The organism is Novosphingobium guangzhouense (assembly GCF_002896965.1).
GTDB lineage: Bacteria > Pseudomonadota > Alphaproteobacteria > Sphingomonadales > Sphingomonadaceae > Novosphingobium > Novosphingobium guangzhouense.
Genome location: NZ_LYMM01000003.1, coordinates 1 through 16,217, shown reverse-complemented (window position 1 = coordinate 16,217; position 16,217 = coordinate 1). Strand labels below are relative to the sequence as shown.

The window sequence follows — 16,217 nt, the reverse complement described above, 5'->3', positions numbered from 1 at the left end:
GGCCCGGGACGTGGATATGATCAGACGTTGAAACGGAAGTGCATGACGTCGCCATCGGCGACGACGTATTCCTTGCCTTCCTGGCGGAACTTGCCGGCTTCCTTGGCGCCGGCTTCGCCCTTGCAGGAAACGAAGTCTTCGTAACCGATGGTCTCGGCCCGGATGAAGCCGCGCTGCATGTCTGAGTGGATGGTGCCGGCGGCCTCGGGGGCCTTGGCGCCCTTGTGGACGGTCCAGGCGCGCGCTTCCTTGGGGCCGACGGTGAAGAAGGTCAGCAGTTCGAGCAGGTCGTAACCGGCGCGGATGATGCGGGCGAGGCCGGCTTCGGCAAGGCCCATTTCCTCAAGGAAGACCATGCGGTCTTCCATTTCCATGCCGGTCAGTTCCGCTTCGATCGCGGCGGAAACGATGACGGCGCTGGCGCCTTCGGCCTTGGCCTTTTCGAAGACGCGTGCCGAGAATGCATTGCCTTCTGCGGCGGCTTCTTCTTCCACGTTGCAGACGTAGAGCACCGGCTTGGCGGTGATCAGCTGTGCCTGCGCGAAGACGCGTGCTTCGTCGTCATCCTTTGGCTGGGTCAGGCGAGCGGGCTTGCCGTCGCGCAGCAGGTCAAGCGCCTGGCCGAGCACGGACGCCACGATCTTGGCTTCCTTGTCGCCCTGCGTCGCCTTTTTCTGCGCGGCGGGGACACGCTTTTCAAGGCTTTCGAGGTCGGACAGCAGCAGTTCGGTCTCTACCGTATCGGCATCGGCGATCGGATCGACCTTGTTGTCGACGTGCTGGATATCGTCGTTCTCGAAGCAGCGCAGCACGTGGATGATCGCGTCGACTTCGCGGATGTTGCCAAGGAACTGGTTGCCCAGACCTTCACCCTTCGATGCGCCGCGCACAAGGCCGGCGATGTCCACGAACGACAGCTGCGTCGGGATGATCTTGGCCGAGCCCGCGATTTCCGCCAGCTTGTCGAGCCGCGGATCGGGGACGCCGACCTGGCCGACGTTGGGCTCGATCGTGCAGAAGGGATAGTTGGCCGCCTGCGCCGCCTGCGTCTCGGTCAGCGCATTGAACAAGGTCGACTTGCCAACATTGGGCAGACCCACGATTCCGCAACGGAAACCCATCGAAAACTCCGAAAACTGTTTAAGGCGCGCCCATAGCGGGACGAAGCCGACTTGACCAGTATCGCGGCGGTTGACGGAAATTTCAGGTCTTGCCCATAAGCCCCGCCATCATGAGGAGCATCGAGCGCATCGCCCTTCCATTCGTGGCCGCACTGGCCCTGACGGCCTGTGGCGACAGCCCGGAAACGCTGTTCGCCACGGCAAGGAACGATTTCGCGGCGGGAAATTACGAACAGGCGCGTCTGGAAGTGGCGGCAGCGCTGAAAAAGCAGCCCAGGGACATCGCGATGCTGACGTTTCTTGTCGAGACGCAGCTGCGGCTTGGCGATCCCGATGCCATCGAAGGCGCCATCCGGCGGCTTGAACGTGCGGGCGGCGCCGGGACGGGGCGGATGAAGGCGGAGCTGGCTCTGCTGCGGGGCAACGCCAGGGCAGCGCTGGATGCGCTGGGGGACGATGCTTCCGCTACAGGTTGGCGGGTGCGGGGCGAAGCGCATCTGGCGCTTGGCGACAAGCAGCAAGCGCAGGCGGCTTTCGAGGCGGGACTGAAGGCGGGCGACGATATCCGTCTGGCCCAGTCTTACGCGCGCTACCTGCTGCAGAACGGGAAGCTTGATCGGGCAGCGGCGCTGCTGCGCGACATGCAGCGGATTGCGCCGCATTCCTACGAGACGCTGACAATGGTGGGCGACCTGGCGTTGGCGCAGCAGCGCAGCGATGATGCCGCGCGTGCCTACCGCGCTGCCATCGATGCCTTCCCTGACCGCGCCGCGTCGATGCTGGCTCTCGCGGATATCTACGGGGAGAACGGGCAGTACGAACTGATCGCGCCATTGCTGGACAGGGCCAGTGCGATCGAGCCTGAAAATCCGGCGATCATGACGATGCGGTTGCGGCTTCTGGCGCAGCAGCGCCGCTGGCGGGATATCCGCGATATGCTGCAGACTCACGAATCCCAGCTTGAGCCGGGGTCGGAGGCGGTCCTGATCTATGCGCGTGCCTTGCTCGAACTGGGCCAGCCGGGGCAGGCGAGGCTGCTGGCGGGCAGGGCGTTGCTGATGCAGCCCGGCAACCGCGATGCCGCCGAAGTGCAGGCAAGAGCGCGACTGGCCGGCGGCGATCCGCAGGGCGCGTGGGACACATTGCGGCAGATGGCCTCATCAACGCTGGTTTCGTCCGATGTGCTTAAGGCGGCGGCAAGAGCAGCGCAGGAAGTGCATGCGCCTGAGGCGGCGGCTCTTGACCGCCGGGCAGAGCCTGCCAGGCTGGCGCGCACGCAGGCGCTGGCGAGCCGCGGGGAAGCCGCTCTGGCGAAACAGGACTGGGCGGCAGCGGCTGCGGCCTACCGTGGATTGCTGGAACAGGGGGAGGATGCCGAAATCCTCGCCCGACTTGCCTATGTCGCCAGCAGGATGGGGCATGGTCGTGAGGCGGTGGCCTACGCCGATCGGGCAATGGCGGCCGATGGCTCAGCGCAGTATGTCTATGTTGCGGGGCAGGCGAGGCTGGACAGTCGCATCGATCTGCAGCGAGCGATTGCGTTGCTGGAACGGGCCGTGGCGGCCGATCCGGATAATGCCACTTTCGCGCAGGCGCTTGAACAGGCAAATGCCGCCGCCGGGTAGAGCCGGCGACGGCATTTGAAATCCCCTTTCAGCGCGATCGATCGAGCACGCTGGATGCAACGTCAGCGCTGCTTGCGGCGACGTGCATAGGCAAGGCCGATCAGGCCCGCACCGAGCATGCCGAGCATGCCGGGTTCAGGCACGGCCGTACCGCCCGACGATCCGCCCGAGGTGGTTCCACCCGAAGTGGTGGTAGTGCCGCCCGACGTGGTGGTGCCGCCCGAGGTCGTCGTGGTGCCGCCCGAAGTGGTGGTGCCACCAGAGGTCGTGGTCGTGCCGCCCGAAGTGGTCGTGGTGCCGCCCGAGGAAGAGGACGACGAAGACGACGTGCTGCACTTCTTGGGGTTCCAGTAGCACTTGTCCTTGCCCCAGGTGGCGTGGGCAGGGGTGCTCATGGTCATGGCCGCCCCGATGGCCAGCGACAGGGTCAGGACGGTCTTGCGGTTAATCACGAAAGTTCCCCTTGGTAAGCTAACAGAGTTTGCATTCCTTTAAGCAAACACTGTGCCAAGTACGTAATTCAGGGGATTTTTCCGCAAACGCGCCGGTGTGGCGAAAGTTTTGTAAACTAACTCGACAGTTCGGGGTCAGCTTTGCTGGCGCAACGCGATGTCGTTCATGAAGCGGGCGTCGTCGCCGGCGGCAAGTCGGTCCGCTTCGGCCCCCACGGCTCCGAGCATGTCTGCCAGCGGGTCCATTTCCGCCTTCGCATAATTGCCCAGCACATAGCCATGGACGCGATCCTTGTGGCCGGGGTGGCCGATGCCGAGCCGGACACGGCGGAAATCGGGGCCGAGGTGCTGGTCGATGGAGCGAAGGCCGTTATGCCCGGCATGGCCGCCACCCTGCTTCACCTTCACCTTGAACGGCGGCAGGTCCAGTTCGTCGTGGAAGACGGTGAGGGCGGACGTGTCCAGCTTGTAGAACCGCATCGCTTCGCCAACCGAGCGGCCGCTTTCGTTCATGAAGGTTGCGGGCTTGAGCAGCAGGATCTTGTCGCTGCCGATCCGGCCTTCCTGCAGCCAGCCCTGGAACTTCTTCTGGACCGGGCCGAAATTATGCAGTTCGGCAATCGCGTCGCAGGCCATGAAGCCGACGTTGTGCCGGTTGAAGACGTACTGCGGACCGGGATTTCCCAGACCGACCCAGAGCTGCGTGGGCATTGTTATCCTTTCATGCCTTCCCGCAGGCGGGAAGGGGGCCTTTCATTCCTCCCCACAGGGCAGGTGGGAGGCAAAGAAAAGGCCCTCCCTGCGGGTGCAGGAAGGGCCAATTTCATTCCGGCAAGGGAAAGGCTTATTCGCCTTCGCCTTCCTGGGTGGTGTCGCCTTCTTCGCTGCGCAGAGCCGAAGGAGCGGCGATCGTCGCGATCGTGAAGTCACGGTCGGTGATTGCGCTCTCGACGCCCTTGGGCAGCTTGACGTGGCTGATGTGGATCGATTCGCCCACGTCAAAGCCGGTCACGTCGATGGTGATCTCGTGCGGGATCTTCTCGGCGTCGCAGACCAGTTCAAGGTCGTGGCGAACGATGTTGAGCACGCCGCCGCGCTTCAGGCCGGGCGACAGCTCTTCGTTCTCGAACACGACGGGCACGTTGACGTGCACGGTCGCGCCCTTGGCGACGCGCAGGAAGTCAGCGTGGAGCGGACGGTCGGTGACCGGGTGGAAGGCAACGTCCTTCGGCTGCGTGCGGAGCTTCTTGCCGCCAACTTCGACTTCGATGATCGAGTTGAAGAAGTGGCCGGTTCCGAGCTGGCGGGCCAGCTCCTTTTCCTCGACGTGGATCGCGAGGGGCTCTTCATTGCCGCCGTAGACAACGGCGGGCACGCGGCCGTCGCGACGCAGTGCACGGGAGGCTCCCTTGCCAGCCCGATCACGCGTCTCGGCCGGCAGGTTAAGCGTATCGCTCATGGGACTTGCCTTTCAAAACTGGATAAAAGTACGGCATACGAACCGCTCATCGATCCGCGCCGTCCCGCCACGCCTCCAGGGATGACCATGACAGGAAGGCGCGGCCCTTATCTGCAAGGGCGCGGAAAAGCAAGGCCCGGCGGCATTACTTCCTGCGCGCGCGCGCTCATTCGATGCGCGTCACCGTGAACCCTTGCGTGGCAAGCATCGCCGCAAGTCCCTGTTCCCCCGCCATATGGGCGGCCCCGACGGCAACGAAGGGACGCGCCCCGGACCGGATCGAGCGTGCGATCTTCGTGGTCCAGTCCCGGTTCCGGCCGGTAAACAAGGCTTCGCGCAGTTCGGGATCGGCCAGCATGCCGGTGCGCGTCTCACGCTCTATCGCGGCCATGTCGCCCTTGCGCCAGCTGGCTGACAGATCGTGATCGGGCTGCGCTGCTTCGACGACCACCGCTGCAAGAAGATCGCGCTGTTCCCGTTCCGGCAGCGCGTCGAAGATGCCAAGCTGGCGAGCAGCACCTTCCAGTTCAACCACCGGCCGATTCCCCGCCGCGGCGATCACCGCGCGGTCCACGCCGTTGCGGGTGTCGGCATCGTCCGCACCGGCCCGCGCGATCGTCAGCGCCGCTGCCCAGGTGTCCATCGCCGCGAAATCGCCGTCCTCATGCCCGCTTTTGGCAAGAAGTGCGGCAAGAGCCTTGTGGTTCTTCGCGGGGATGCGTTCGGAAAGCGGCGGCTCGTTCCGGCTGCGGGCAAGTTCGGCGAAAGTCGCCGCGACTTCGGCATCGTTGGCAAGATTGCCCACTTCCACCATGATCGTCCCGGCCTTGTCGAGCGCTGCGCCGACCTTGTCCGTGCGCCAGGCAAGCGGGTGTTCGGCGCTGTGGATCGTGCCGAACAGCCAGCCGACATTGCCCTTCGTATCCACCACTTGCCACAAGGCCGGGTTGGCCTCCTGCGGCGCGGTGGAGCAGGCCGCCAGAGCAAGGCCGGCAAGACCGGCAAGGGCGGCAACGATACGAGGGATCATTTACTGCACCCTGACCGAACGCACGCCCGCGGCGGCAAGCTGCTCCTGTACGCTGTCAGGCCCCGCCAGATGGCCTGCACCGACCGCGACGAACACCGTGCCGGGCTTGTCCAGTCGGCTTTTGAGCCACCGGGCCCAGTTGGCGTTACGATCCGTGATCAGCACCCTGCGGATTTCGGGATCGCTTTCGTCCTCGTTCATCAGTTCGGCAAGATGGTCGGCATCGCCGGTCTTCCAGGCCGCGACCATCTGGTCGACGTCCGTTCTGACCTTGGGCAATGCGTCGACGACTTCGGCCAGATAGGTGCGCTGCGTCGTGTCGGAGAGATTGTCGAACAGCCCGATCTGATAATCGACCGTCTCGAAAGCATGGTTGGTCAGCTTGCGCTCCCGAGCCTTTGCCGCAACCTGCTGATCGATGCCGGTATCGGTGCTGTATCCTGCCGTCTTGAGCGGGATAAGCGTGAGCATGAGTGCGGCGAACCATGCGTCGTTGGCGTCGAAAGCCTGCGCCGGTATGCCGATCGAGGCCAGCGCGCCCTCATAGGCGACGCGCTCGTTCTCCGGCAGCGTATCGCGCAGCGACTTGCCGTCCTTGCGTGCGGCCATGTGCAGGATCGTCGATTGCGCCTGTTCGGTCGCGCCGATCGGTATTTCGGTCACCAGTTCCTGCGCGGAATCGAGAGCTTTGGCGACGGGGCCTGCGTACCAGTCTACCTGTTCGGGCAGGACGTGGATCGTGCCGAACAGCCAGATCGTGGTGTCCTTGTCCGCGACCTTCCAGAGCGCGGGGCGCACGGCGGATGCCTTCACAGGTTCCTGAGCGATGGCCATCGAAGAGGGAAGGGCGCTGAAGGCAAGCAAGGCAGAGCCAAGCCAGGTACGAAGTCGGGTGGGGGCGCGGGTCATGGCAATCCTGTTGTTGCAGGCCCTATGGGGCAAAAGACTGTAAGGGCGGATGAACGGATCAGCGCCAGCGGCGCCAGCCCCAGCCGATGCACCAGATGATGCAGACGGCAACGAAGACGATCGCCTGATTGGGTTCGGGCAGAATGCCGCCGCGCCAGGCGACCCACCACACCGGCGTGATCGTGATGTAGCCGTAAAGCGCCAGCACTGCTCCGAATTCGTATTCGGCGCGCTCGATCTCGTCGAGGGTCATGTGCCAGTAGATCGAGACGGCCATGACGACCACCCAGCCGATCAGCAGCGCCACGGCGAAGACCCTGCCGATGGGCGAGGCGTCGGTAATCGGCGCCAGATAGGCATGGCTGTCAGGCATGCCATCGGACACCTGCCCCCCGATCCCCGCAAGGAGCCCCAAGGCCACCGATACGATCATCGAGACGTAGAACACGATGCGCGAGCGCCGCACGCGCGGGCTTCGCGGCATTGCTATCCGGCCGCGTACCGACAGCATCAGCCATGCGCCGGTTGCAAGCGCCAGTGCCGCCAGCGCCAATCCGATCAGGACGCCGCTGCGCCATTCCCCGTGTTCTTGCCATGCAGAGAATACGCCTGCCGCGATCCCTGCGCCGAATATCGCCAGGAAGAACCCTCCGCCCAGTCGCAGGGCAACGCCGAGCGCCTTGGCCCGGCCTGCGGTTTCAGCCGTTTCCGTCATCGAAAATCTCCTCGATCGGCAGGGCGAACAAGCGAGCGATACGAAACGCAAGCGGCAGCGAGGGGTCGTGCTTGCCGGTTTCGATCGCGTTGACGGCCTGCCGGGATACGTCGAGCCGTTCGGCGAGTTCCGCCTGGCTCCAGTTGCGCTCCGCGCGGAGCACTTTCAGCCGGTTGTTCACGCTCAGGCCAGGGGCGCGATGACCACGATGCGCGATACAGGTTCGGCATTGCGGACATCCGAAGGCGAGGACGATTGGCCCGGCAACAGCGGCGCGGCATCCGCATCGAAGGCGATCAGCGCTATCGCAAATGCGGTCAGTGCCATCGCCAGCAGCAGGATTACCTTGTGTTCGGCGCGCGGATGAGGATGGCCCCAGAACAGGTAATTCCGGCGCTCTTCGTCGGTGGCGCCGGGCTTTCCGAAGAAGACGGTTTCCAGAACGCTGCGAATGGTGACGCCCTTGAGCAAGTGAGTCATGATGCACCTCGTCATGAAGTCCTGACTTAGTGTCAGGTATGACTGACTTTGTGTCGTGATTCGCTGACAATGTCAAGAAGACCTGACATTGCTGCACCGCAAAGCTTTGTCCTGTTGATTTGGCCGCCCCGATCCGCCAAAGGCCGCCCATTCGCATAAACGACGGAAAATCGATGACCGCCGCCAAACAGCCGCTCAGCTTCCAGGACATGATCCTGACGCTTCACAAGTTCTGGAGCGCGCAAGGCTGCCTTATCCTGCAGCCTTACGACATGCGCATGGGCGCAGGTACGTTCCACCCGGCCACCACGCTGCGCGCGCTGGGGCCGGAGCCGTGGAAGGCCGCCTATGTCCAGCCTTCGCGCCGCCCGACCGACGGTCGTTATGGCGAGAACCCGAACCGGCTGCAGCACTACTACCAGTATCAGGTGATCCTGAAGCCGAACCCGGAGAACCTTCAGGAACTGTATCTGCAGTCTCTGGCAGAGATCGGCGTGGACCCGCTGGCGCATGACATCCGCTTCGTCGAGGACGACTGGGAAAGCCCCACGCTGGGCGCCTGGGGCCTGGGCTGGGAAGTCTGGTGCGACGGCATGGAAGTGACGCAGTTCACGTATTTCCAGCAGGTCGGCGGCTTTGACTGCAAGCCCGTTGCGGGCGAACTTACCTATGGTCTTGAACGCCTTGCGATGTACATTCAGGGCGTGGACTGGGTCTATGACCTCAAGTTCAACAACGAGGGTGTGACTTACGGCGACGTCTTCCTTGCGAACGAACAGCAGCAGTCGAAGTACAACTTCGAGATCGCCGACACCGACGCTCTGTTCGCCGGGTTCAAGGCGGCCGAAGCGGAATGCATGCGCTGCATCGACGCGAAGATTCCGCTGGCCGCTTACGATCAGGCGATCGAAGCGTCGCACTTGTTCAATCTGCTACAGGCGCGCGGCGTGATTTCGGTGCAGGAACGCGCCAGCTACATGGCCCGTGTGCGCGATCTCGCCAAGGGATCGTGCCAGGCGTGGATCGATGTGAACAAGGACAAGTGGGAAGCCAAGTTCCCGGGGTGGACCGTATGACCGACTTCCTTCTTGAACTGCGCAGCGAGGAAATCCCCGCCCGCATGCAGGCTGGCGCGCGCGCCGATCTGGAAAAGCTGTTCCGCAAGGAAATGGAAACCGCAGGCGTCGCGCTTGGCCAGATCACCGTATGGTCCACGCCGCGCCGGCTTGCGCTGATCGCCAATGGCCTGCCGGAAACGACCGAGGCCGTCAGCGAAGAAACGAAGGGCCCTGCAACCAGCGCCCCAGAACAGGCGCTCGAAGGCTTCCTGCGCAAGACCGGTCTGACGAAGGACCAGCTCGAAATCCGCGACCTCAAGGGCAAGGACACGTACTTCGCCGTTGTCGAAAAGCCCGGCCGCGCCGTGAAGGATGTGCTGGCCGAGGCGATCCCCGCCATCGTGCGCGCCTTCCCGTGGCCCAAGTCACAGCGCTGGGGCGCCGCGTCGATCACCACGGAATCGCTGCGCTGGGTGCGCCCGCTTTCCGGCATCGTCGCCATTCTGGGCGAGGATCTGGTCGAGTGCGAAGTGGGCGGCATCGCGTCCGGCTACGTCACGAAGGGCCACCGCTTCCACGCGCCCGGAGAGATCACCATCGGCGGCGCGCATGACTATGCGCGCAAGCTGTCGGCCTGCCACGTCATCGTCGACCATGTCGAACGGCAGGACCTGATTCGTGACGAGGCGCGCAATGCCGCCGCTGCCGCCGGCCTCACGCTGGTCGAGGACGAAGGGCTGGTGATCGAGAACGCGGGGCTGACCGAATGGCCGGTGCCGCTGCTCGGCCGCTTCGACGAGGCATTCCTCGAAGTCCCGCCCGAGACGATCCAGCTGACCGCGCGCGTCAACCAGAAGTATTTCGTCTGCGAGGACGCCGAGGGCAACCTTGCCGACGCCTTCGTCTGCACCGCCAACATCGACGCTACTGACGGCGGCGTGGGCATCGTTGCGGGCAACCGCAAGGTGCTGGCGGCGCGCCTGTCCGACGCGCGCTTCTTCTGGCAGCAGGACCGCAAGGTTTCGCTGGCGGATCAGGCGAAGAAGCTGGCCCGCATCACCTTCCACGAAAAGCTGGGCACCGTTGCCGACAAGGTCGAGCGCGTGGCGAAGCTGGCCGAATGGCTGGCCGCCGAGGGCATCGTTCCGAACTGCGATCCTGCGCTCGCGCGTCAGGCGGCGGAACTGTGCAAGGCCGATCTCGTCACCGAGATGGTGGGCGAGTTCCCCGAACTGCAGGGCCTCATGGGCGGCTACTACGCCCGCGCCGAGGGCCTGCCCGACGCCGTGGCCGACGCCATTCGCGACCACTACAAGCCGGTGGGGCAGGGCGATGAAGTGCCCACCGCGCCGGTGACGGTGGCTGTGGCGCTGGCGGACAAGCTGGATACGCTGCGCAGCTTCTTCGCAATCGATGAGAAGCCGACGGGATCGAAAGATCCGTTCGCGCTTCGTCGCGCCGCTCTGGGCATTTTGCGCCTGATCGCCGACAACAATCTTCGTTTCGGAGTTGCGGAAGGTGAACTACTCGATTTCTTCGCTGATCGCCTCAAGGTCCAGCAGAAGGAAGCGGGCGTCCGCCACGACCTGATCGATGCGGTGTTCGCGCTTGGCGGGGAGGACGATCTCGTCCGCCTGCTCGCCCGCGTCCATGCGCTGCAGGTTTTCGTCGGCAGCGAGGATGGTGCGAACCTTCTTGCCGGTTACAAGCGCGCGGCCAACATACTCAAGAAGGAGGGCTGGAGCGCCTCTGCATCTGGCCCCGATGCTGCAGTCGCACACCCGCATACCGGCGACGAGGATCCGCTCGAAAACGTGGACGATCCCGACATGCAGGAAATCTATGCTGCGGCGGGTTCGGCACTCGGTTATGCGCCCGAACCGGCAGAGCAGGCATTGATCGATGCGCTTGATATTGCGGAACCTCAGGCGGCTACGGCAGTTGCTGCAGAAGATTTCGCAAGTGCAATGAGCGCACTCGCATCGTTGCGCGCGCCTATTGACGGGTTCTTCGAAAAGGTAACAGTCAACGATACTGATTCCAAAAAAAGAACATCTCGTCTCGCACTACTTGATCGTTTCCGTGCTGCGGTGCACAACGTAGCGGATTTCTCGCGGATCGAGGGGTAGGAGGGTTTCCCCACGATCTGCATTCTTGCGCAAAAATCCCGGAGATTTGGGAAGAATGACTAAGCAGGTCTACACGTTCGGCGGCGGCGTAAAGCACGACGATCCGCGCGCGAAGGACAAGGTGATCACCGGGGGCAAGGGTGCGAACCTTGCCGAAATGGCCGGGATCGGCCTGCCGGTGCCGCCGGGCTTCACCATCACCACCGAAGAGTGCGTGAAGTATCTCGCGGAGGGCGCGAACTTCTCGGACGAACTGCGGGCGGACGTGGCCGAAGCGCTGGCTCACATCGAAAAGTCGGTCGGCAAGTCGTTCGGCGATTCTTCCGACCCGCTGCTGGTCTCGGTCCGCTCGGGCGCTCGCGTGTCGATGCCGGGCATGATGGACACCGTGCTGAACCTTGGCCTGAATGACGTGACCGTGGAGGGTCTCAGCGTCACTTCGGGCGATGATCGCTTTGCATGGGACAGCTACCGCCGCTTCATCCAGATGTATTCGGACGTCGTGCTGGGCGTCGAACATCACCTGTTCGAAGAAGCGCTCGAAATCGCCAAGGAAGACAACGGCTACGACAACGACGTCGAACTGAGCGCGGATGACTGGCGCAAGCTTGTCACCCAGTACAAGGCGATCGTCGAAAAGGAACTGGGCAAGCCGTTCCCGCAGGACCCGCAGGAACAGCTGTGGGGGGCCATTCAGGCCGTGTTCGACAGCTGGGATGCCGACCGCGCCAAGGTCTACCGCCGCCTTAACGACATCCCCGGTGACTGGGGCACGGCCGTCAACGTGCAGGCGATGGTTTTCGGCAACATGGGCGATACCTCGGCCACCGGCGTCGCCTTCACGCGCGACCCGGCTACCGGCGAGCGTGCCTACTTTGGCGAATGGCTGGTCAATGCGCAGGGCGAGGACGTCGTCGCCGGCATCCGCACTCCGCAGTATCTGACCAAGGCCGCGCGCGAACGTGCAGGCGCCAAGCCGCTGTCGATGGAAGAGGCGATGCCCGAGGCTTACTCGGAACTGGCCGCCGTGTTCGACCTGCTGGAAAAGCACTACCGCGACATGCAGGACATCGAGTTCACGGTTCAGCAGAACAAGCTTTGGATGCTGCAGACCCGCTCGGGCAAGCGCACCGCCAAGGCTGCGCTCAAGATGGCCGTCGACATGGTCGAAGAGGGCCTGATCGACGAGGCTACCGCGATCAAGCGCGTCGATCCCATGGCGCTCGATCAGCTGCTGCACCCCACGCTTGACCCCAAGGCCAAGCGCGACGTGCTGGGCAAGGGCCTTCCCGCATCGCCGGGCGCGGCTTCGGGCGCGATCGTGCTTGACGCCGACACCGCCGAAAAGCGCGCCGAAATGGGCGAGGCGGTCGTCCTCGTCCGTGTGGAAACCTCGCCTGAGGATATCCACGGCATGCATGCGGCCAAGGGCATCCTCACTGCGCGCGGCGGCATGACCAGCCACGCAGCGGTCGTGGCGCGCGGCATGGGCCGCCCTTGCGTCTCGGGCGCTTCGGGTCTGTCGATCGACATGAAGACCCGCACGCTGCGCATCGGCAACCGCGAGCTGAAGGAAGGTGATCTCATCACCCTCGACGGCGCCAACGGTGAAATCATGGCCGGCGAAGTGGCCACCATCGAACCGGAACTGGCAGGCGATTTCGGCACGCTGATGGAGTGGGCCGACAAGCATCGCCGCATGAAGGTGCGCACGAACGCCGAAACGCCGGCCGACTGCAAGATGGCCCGCCAGTTCGGCGCCGAAGGCATCGGCCTGTGCCGCACCGAGCACATGTTCTTCGACGCCACGCGCATCTCGGCCGTGCGCCAGATGATCCTGGCCGAAGACGAGAAGGGCCGCCGCGACGCGCTGGCCAAGCTGCTGCCGGAACAGCGCGCCGACTTCCAGGCGATCTTCGAGGTGATGGCCGGACTGCCGGTTACCATCCGCCTGCTCGACCCGCCGCTCCACGAATTCCTGCCGCACAGCGACGCGGAATTTGCGGAACTGTCGGATGCGATCGGCATTGGCGTCGACACGCTCAAGCGCCGTGCTGACGAACTGCACGAATTCAACCCGATGCTGGGCCATCGCGGTTGCCGTCTGGGCATCACCTTCCCCGAAATCTACGAAATGCAGGCCCGCGCCATCTTCGAGGCGGCTTGCGACGTTGCGATCGCCTCGGGTGAAGCGATCGTGCCGGAAGTGATGATCCCGCTCGTCGCCACCAAGCGCGAACTGGCGATCCTCAAGAAGGTCGTCGATCAGGCAGCGGCCAAGGTCTTCGAGGAGAAGGGCAAGACGCTCGATTACCTCGTCGGCACGATGATCGAACTGCCGCGTGCGGCACTGATGGCCGGTGAGATCGCCGAAGAAGCCAAGTTCTTCTCGTTCGGTACCAACGACCTCACGCAGACCACACTGGGCGTGTCGCGCGATGACGCGGCGCGGTTCCTCAGCCCCTATGTCGAGAAGGGCATCTACCCGCGCGATCCGTTCGTCAGCCTCGACGTCGAGGGCGTGGGCCAGCTGGTCCAGCTTGGTGCGGAGCGTGGCCGTGCAACCTACAGCGCCCTGAAGCTGGGCATCTGCGGCGAGCACGGCGGCGATCCGGCATCGATCGCGTTCTGCGAAAAGGTGGGGCTGGACTACGTATCGGCATCGCCCTTCCGCGTGCCGATCGCGCGTCTGGCAGCAGCGCAGGCTGCGCTGGCATAAGTATCCCGAAGCCGGGGCGGGGAATGATATCCTCGCCCCGGCGACTGGCTTCAGTTCATGCCGGTCGAGGGCTTCCAGCCTGACAGCGTGATGATCTCGAACCGCTCTACCGTGCGGCCGCCCTCACCGGCGGCCGCAAACGCTTCGTGCGCCCGCGTCAGAGCCGCCTTGCCGAGCGGGGGGCCGGGGTCGGCCAGCACGTTGGCTAGCCCCTGCGCGCGCAAGTCGCCCACAAGGCGCTCCAGACTGCGGAAGCCCACGTCGACGTGGCGATGATCCGCCACCGGATCGGCGTAGAGGGTACGCTGCAGCAATTGCGCCCCGGCACGCACGTCCACCGAGGGGTGAAGCCGCGGGGCAGGGCGATCCCCATCCGCGGCCAGCATGACTTCACGCATTGTCGGCAGACTGCCCGAACCAAGGAAGCTGGCGATCAGCACACCGCCCGGTGCCAGCGCCTTGCGCGCATGGACGAAGGCGCCGGGCAGGTCGTTGACGGTGTCCAGCGTGCCGAGACTGGCGATAAGGCCGAACCCCTCGAAGGGCCCTTGGCCGTTCAGCGGCTGTTCCTCGGCGAAACCCGTCGCCGGATCTGCTTCGGTCACTGTTGTCCCCTGCGCGCGCAGGGCCATGCCCAGCGATCCGGAGTAATCCCCCACGACCAGTGCCGTTTTCGGCTGCATCCGCAGGAAGGACAGACGTTCGAGCACGTCTTCGACCATGTCGTCGATCAGGTAACGGGGCGCATCGGGTTGCTGCTGGAGGCGCAGCATCCGGCGGCGCTGGGCCACGCGGCGGGTGGGAGAGAAGATGCGGGGGGGAGCCTTGCTTGCCATCACGCTCCCCTGCCGTGTCGATGAAAACCTTGCAATGCCCTCGTGACATGCTTGTCGAGCAACAGGGGATGCATAGGATCGCACCATGTCGCTGGGACAGGCCTTTGCACCGCTGATCGATCTGATCTTTCCGCCTCGCTGTCCGTTGTGCGGGGCTGCGATCGGTTCCGCATCGGGCCTGTGTTCGGATTGCTGGAGCACGCTGGCGATTCCCGGCGATCCGGCATGCAACAGCTGCCAGCGCCCTTTCGGAAACATGATGCCCGAAGGCGGGACCTGCGCGCCGTGCCTTGCCGACCCACCGCGCCATTCGGGCATCGCGGCGGGCACACTCTATAACGAGCCATCGCGCAAGCTGGTGCTGACGTTCAAGCACGGCAACCGCATTGCGCTGGCGCCGATGATGGTCGGGTTCATGATGCCCAAGCTTCACTTCGTCGATGAAGGCTGGCTGCTGGTGCCTGTGCCGCTGCATCGCTGGCGCTTGTGGAAGCGGGGATACAATCAGGCGGCTGAACTGGCGCGGCAGATCGGACGGCGGAGCGGAGCGCGCCTTTGCGTGGATACGCTGGTGCGGCGCAAGGCTACCCGATCGCTGGGTGGAATGGGCAAGCTGGCCCGTCAGAGGGCCTTGTCAGGCGCGATCGCCGTACATCCCGCACGCAAGGCGGCGCTGAAGGGCGCCAGGGTTGTGCTTGTGGACGATGTGCTGACAAGCGGCGCCACAAGCGATGCATGTGTTTCGGCGCTGCGGCGTGCGGGCGCAGAGCGGGTGGTGATTGCCTGCTTCGCGCGCGTGCTGGATGAAGCGCTGGATATCTGAGGGTGTTCCTGAACATACGAAAACGCCCGGAACCTTGCGATTCCGGGCGTCCTCGTGACGAAACTGTTGAACCCTGCTTGCGCAGTTCAGCGGTGCCCCTGATACCGCCTGGTCCGATCCCTCATCGTAGCATTCCCTGAACCGTGGCCCGCTTTCCGTTTCAGGCCGGTGTTCCTTGCCGAACACTTGCCTGCGAGCGACCTGTGGGTCAGAAGCAGCCCCCCAGCTGCAAAGGCAGATTTCATCGAATCGTCTTTTTTTGAAAGAGGCTTCGCTGATCGGGGCGGATTTTGATCCGTCGCTGTGGCTGTGGTGCAACAATAGTGGCGCTGTTAGCGGAAACAGGGAAATATCTTGAGATGACGGACGTGACGCCAGCGGAACGGGAATTGGGAACGGCGTTCCTGCCGCGCTTCGACGCACAAGGATTGCTCATCGCGATCGCCGTCGATTCGCACAGTCGCGAGATCCTGATGGTGGCCTACATGGACGCCGAGGCGCTGCAGAAGACGCGCGAAACCGGGCTGGCGCACTTCCATTCGCGTTCGCGCGGGAAGCTGTGGCTGAAGGGCGAGACTTCGGGGCATTTCCTGCGGGTGGAAGAAATCCGGGTCGATTGCGATCAGGATGCACTGGAACTGCGGGTTCGCCCCGAGGGACCGGCATGTCACACCGGTGCCCGCAGTTGCTTCTATCGCCGGCTCGATGGCGAAGTGCTGGCCCGCACGGCGGATCATCCGCCGCATTCTTGACATTTATAACCAAATAGGCTATATGGCCCAGCATCCGGGGTGACGAGGTACACGTCGCCTGCGGTGTATCGGGTCGGCGTCGTGGGCCGGGATGCGGTTTAAAAGCCGT

16 protein-coding genes are annotated in these 16,217 nt (G+C 64.1%); 6 read left to right on the top strand and 10 right to left on the bottom strand.

Going from position 1 to position 16,217, the window contains the following annotated elements; translation table 11 throughout:
* Nucleotides 1-20: 20 nt before the first annotated feature.
* Nucleotides 21-1,121 carry a redox-regulated ATPase YchF gene (gene ychF / locus A8V01_RS03465; protein WP_103094576.1) on the bottom strand — a complete coding sequence of 367 codons (1,101 nt, stop codon included), beginning with the start codon at nt 1,119-1,121 and terminating at the stop codon, nt 21-23.
* A gap of 110 nt (nt 1,122-1,231) precedes the next feature.
* Here ychF and A8V01_RS03460 point away from each other — a divergent pair, with 110 nt between their 5' ends.
* Nucleotides 1,232-2,746: a tetratricopeptide repeat protein gene (locus tag A8V01_RS03460; protein ID WP_103094575.1), complete on the top strand. Its 1,515-nt coding sequence runs from the start codon at nt 1,232-1,234 to the stop codon at nt 2,744-2,746.
* Nucleotides 2,747-2,808: 62 nt separating this feature from the next.
* On the opposite strand, the gene A8V01_RS03455 is transcribed toward A8V01_RS03460, so the two are convergent.
* The 8 genes from A8V01_RS03455 to A8V01_RS03420 form a co-directional block, all read right to left on the bottom strand.
* Nucleotides 2,809-3,198 carry a PEP-CTERM sorting domain-containing protein gene (locus A8V01_RS03455; protein WP_245892310.1) on the bottom strand — a complete coding sequence of 130 codons (390 nt, stop codon included), beginning with the start codon at nt 3,196-3,198 and terminating at the stop codon, nt 2,809-2,811.
* A gap of 135 nt (nt 3,199-3,333) precedes the next feature.
* Nucleotides 3,334-3,909, bottom strand: a complete 576-nt coding sequence (gene pth / locus A8V01_RS03450; protein WP_103094574.1) for an aminoacyl-tRNA hydrolase — start codon at nt 3,907-3,909, stop codon at nt 3,334-3,336.
* 133 nt (nt 3,910-4,042) lie between these two features.
* A complete protein-coding gene (locus A8V01_RS03445) occupies nt 4,043-4,657 on the bottom strand; it encodes a 50S ribosomal protein L25/general stress protein Ctc (protein ID WP_103094573.1) in 615 nt (204 codons plus the stop codon).
* A 166-nt stretch (nt 4,658-4,823) separates the two neighbouring features.
* Nucleotides 4,824-5,687: a TraB/GumN family protein gene (locus tag A8V01_RS03440; RefSeq protein ID WP_211294950.1), complete on the bottom strand. Its 864-nt coding sequence runs from the start codon at nt 5,685-5,687 to the stop codon at nt 4,824-4,826.
* The gene (locus tag A8V01_RS03435; RefSeq protein WP_103094572.1) at nt 5,688-6,596 is read right to left on the bottom strand and encodes a TraB/GumN family protein; all 909 of its coding nucleotides are present in this window, start codon (nt 6,594-6,596) and stop codon (nt 5,688-5,690) included.
* Between the two features lie 58 nt (nt 6,597-6,654).
* Nucleotides 6,655-7,311: a hypothetical protein gene (locus A8V01_RS03430; protein ID WP_103094571.1), complete on the bottom strand. Its 657-nt coding sequence runs from the start codon at nt 7,309-7,311 to the stop codon at nt 6,655-6,657.
* Entirely contained in the window at nt 7,295-7,492 is a 198-nt protein-coding gene (locus A8V01_RS03425; RefSeq protein ID WP_103094570.1) for a helix-turn-helix transcriptional regulator, read from the bottom strand. Before A8V01_RS03425 ends, A8V01_RS03430 begins: the two co-directional genes overlap by 17 nt.
* Before the next feature lie 2 nt (nt 7,493-7,494).
* On the bottom strand, nt 7,495-7,791 hold the full coding sequence (locus A8V01_RS03420; protein ID WP_146037168.1) for a hypothetical protein: 297 nt from the start codon (nt 7,789-7,791) through the stop codon (nt 7,495-7,497).
* 173 nt (nt 7,792-7,964) lie between these two features.
* Between A8V01_RS03420 and A8V01_RS03415 the strand changes: the two genes are divergently transcribed.
* The 3 genes from A8V01_RS03415 to ppdK are packed head-to-tail and all read left to right on the top strand — an operon-like array spanning nt 7,965 to nt 13,697.
* Nucleotides 7,965-8,867, top strand: coding sequence for a glycine--tRNA ligase subunit alpha (locus A8V01_RS03415; RefSeq protein ID WP_103094568.1), 903 nt, complete (start codon nt 7,965-7,967; stop codon nt 8,865-8,867).
* Nucleotides 8,864-10,978, top strand: a complete 2,115-nt coding sequence (gene glyS, locus A8V01_RS03410; protein WP_103094567.1) for a glycine--tRNA ligase subunit beta — start codon at nt 8,864-8,866, stop codon at nt 10,976-10,978. Before A8V01_RS03415 ends, glyS begins: the two co-directional genes overlap by 4 nt.
* A 55-nt stretch (nt 10,979-11,033) precedes the next feature.
* Nucleotides 11,034-13,697: a pyruvate, phosphate dikinase gene (gene ppdK, locus A8V01_RS03405; protein ID WP_103094566.1), complete on the top strand. Its 2,664-nt coding sequence runs from the start codon at nt 11,034-11,036 to the stop codon at nt 13,695-13,697.
* Between the two features lie 50 nt (nt 13,698-13,747).
* On the opposite strand, the gene A8V01_RS03400 is transcribed toward ppdK, so the two are convergent.
* Entirely contained in the window at nt 13,748-14,533 is a 786-nt protein-coding gene (locus A8V01_RS03400) for a class I SAM-dependent methyltransferase (protein WP_103094565.1), read from the bottom strand.
* 85 nt (nt 14,534-14,618) lie between these two features.
* On the opposite strand from A8V01_RS03400, the gene A8V01_RS03395 reads away from it, so the two are divergent.
* Complete coding sequence (locus A8V01_RS03395) at nt 14,619-15,356, top strand: ComF family protein (protein ID WP_103094564.1); 738 nt, start codon at nt 14,619-14,621, stop codon at nt 15,354-15,356.
* Between the two features lie 359 nt (nt 15,357-15,715).
* Nucleotides 15,716-16,108: a phosphoribosyl-AMP cyclohydrolase gene (hisI, locus tag A8V01_RS03390; protein ID WP_103094684.1), complete on the top strand. Its 393-nt coding sequence runs from the start codon at nt 15,716-15,718 to the stop codon at nt 16,106-16,108.
* The last annotated feature ends 109 nt before the right edge of the window (nt 16,109-16,217 follow it).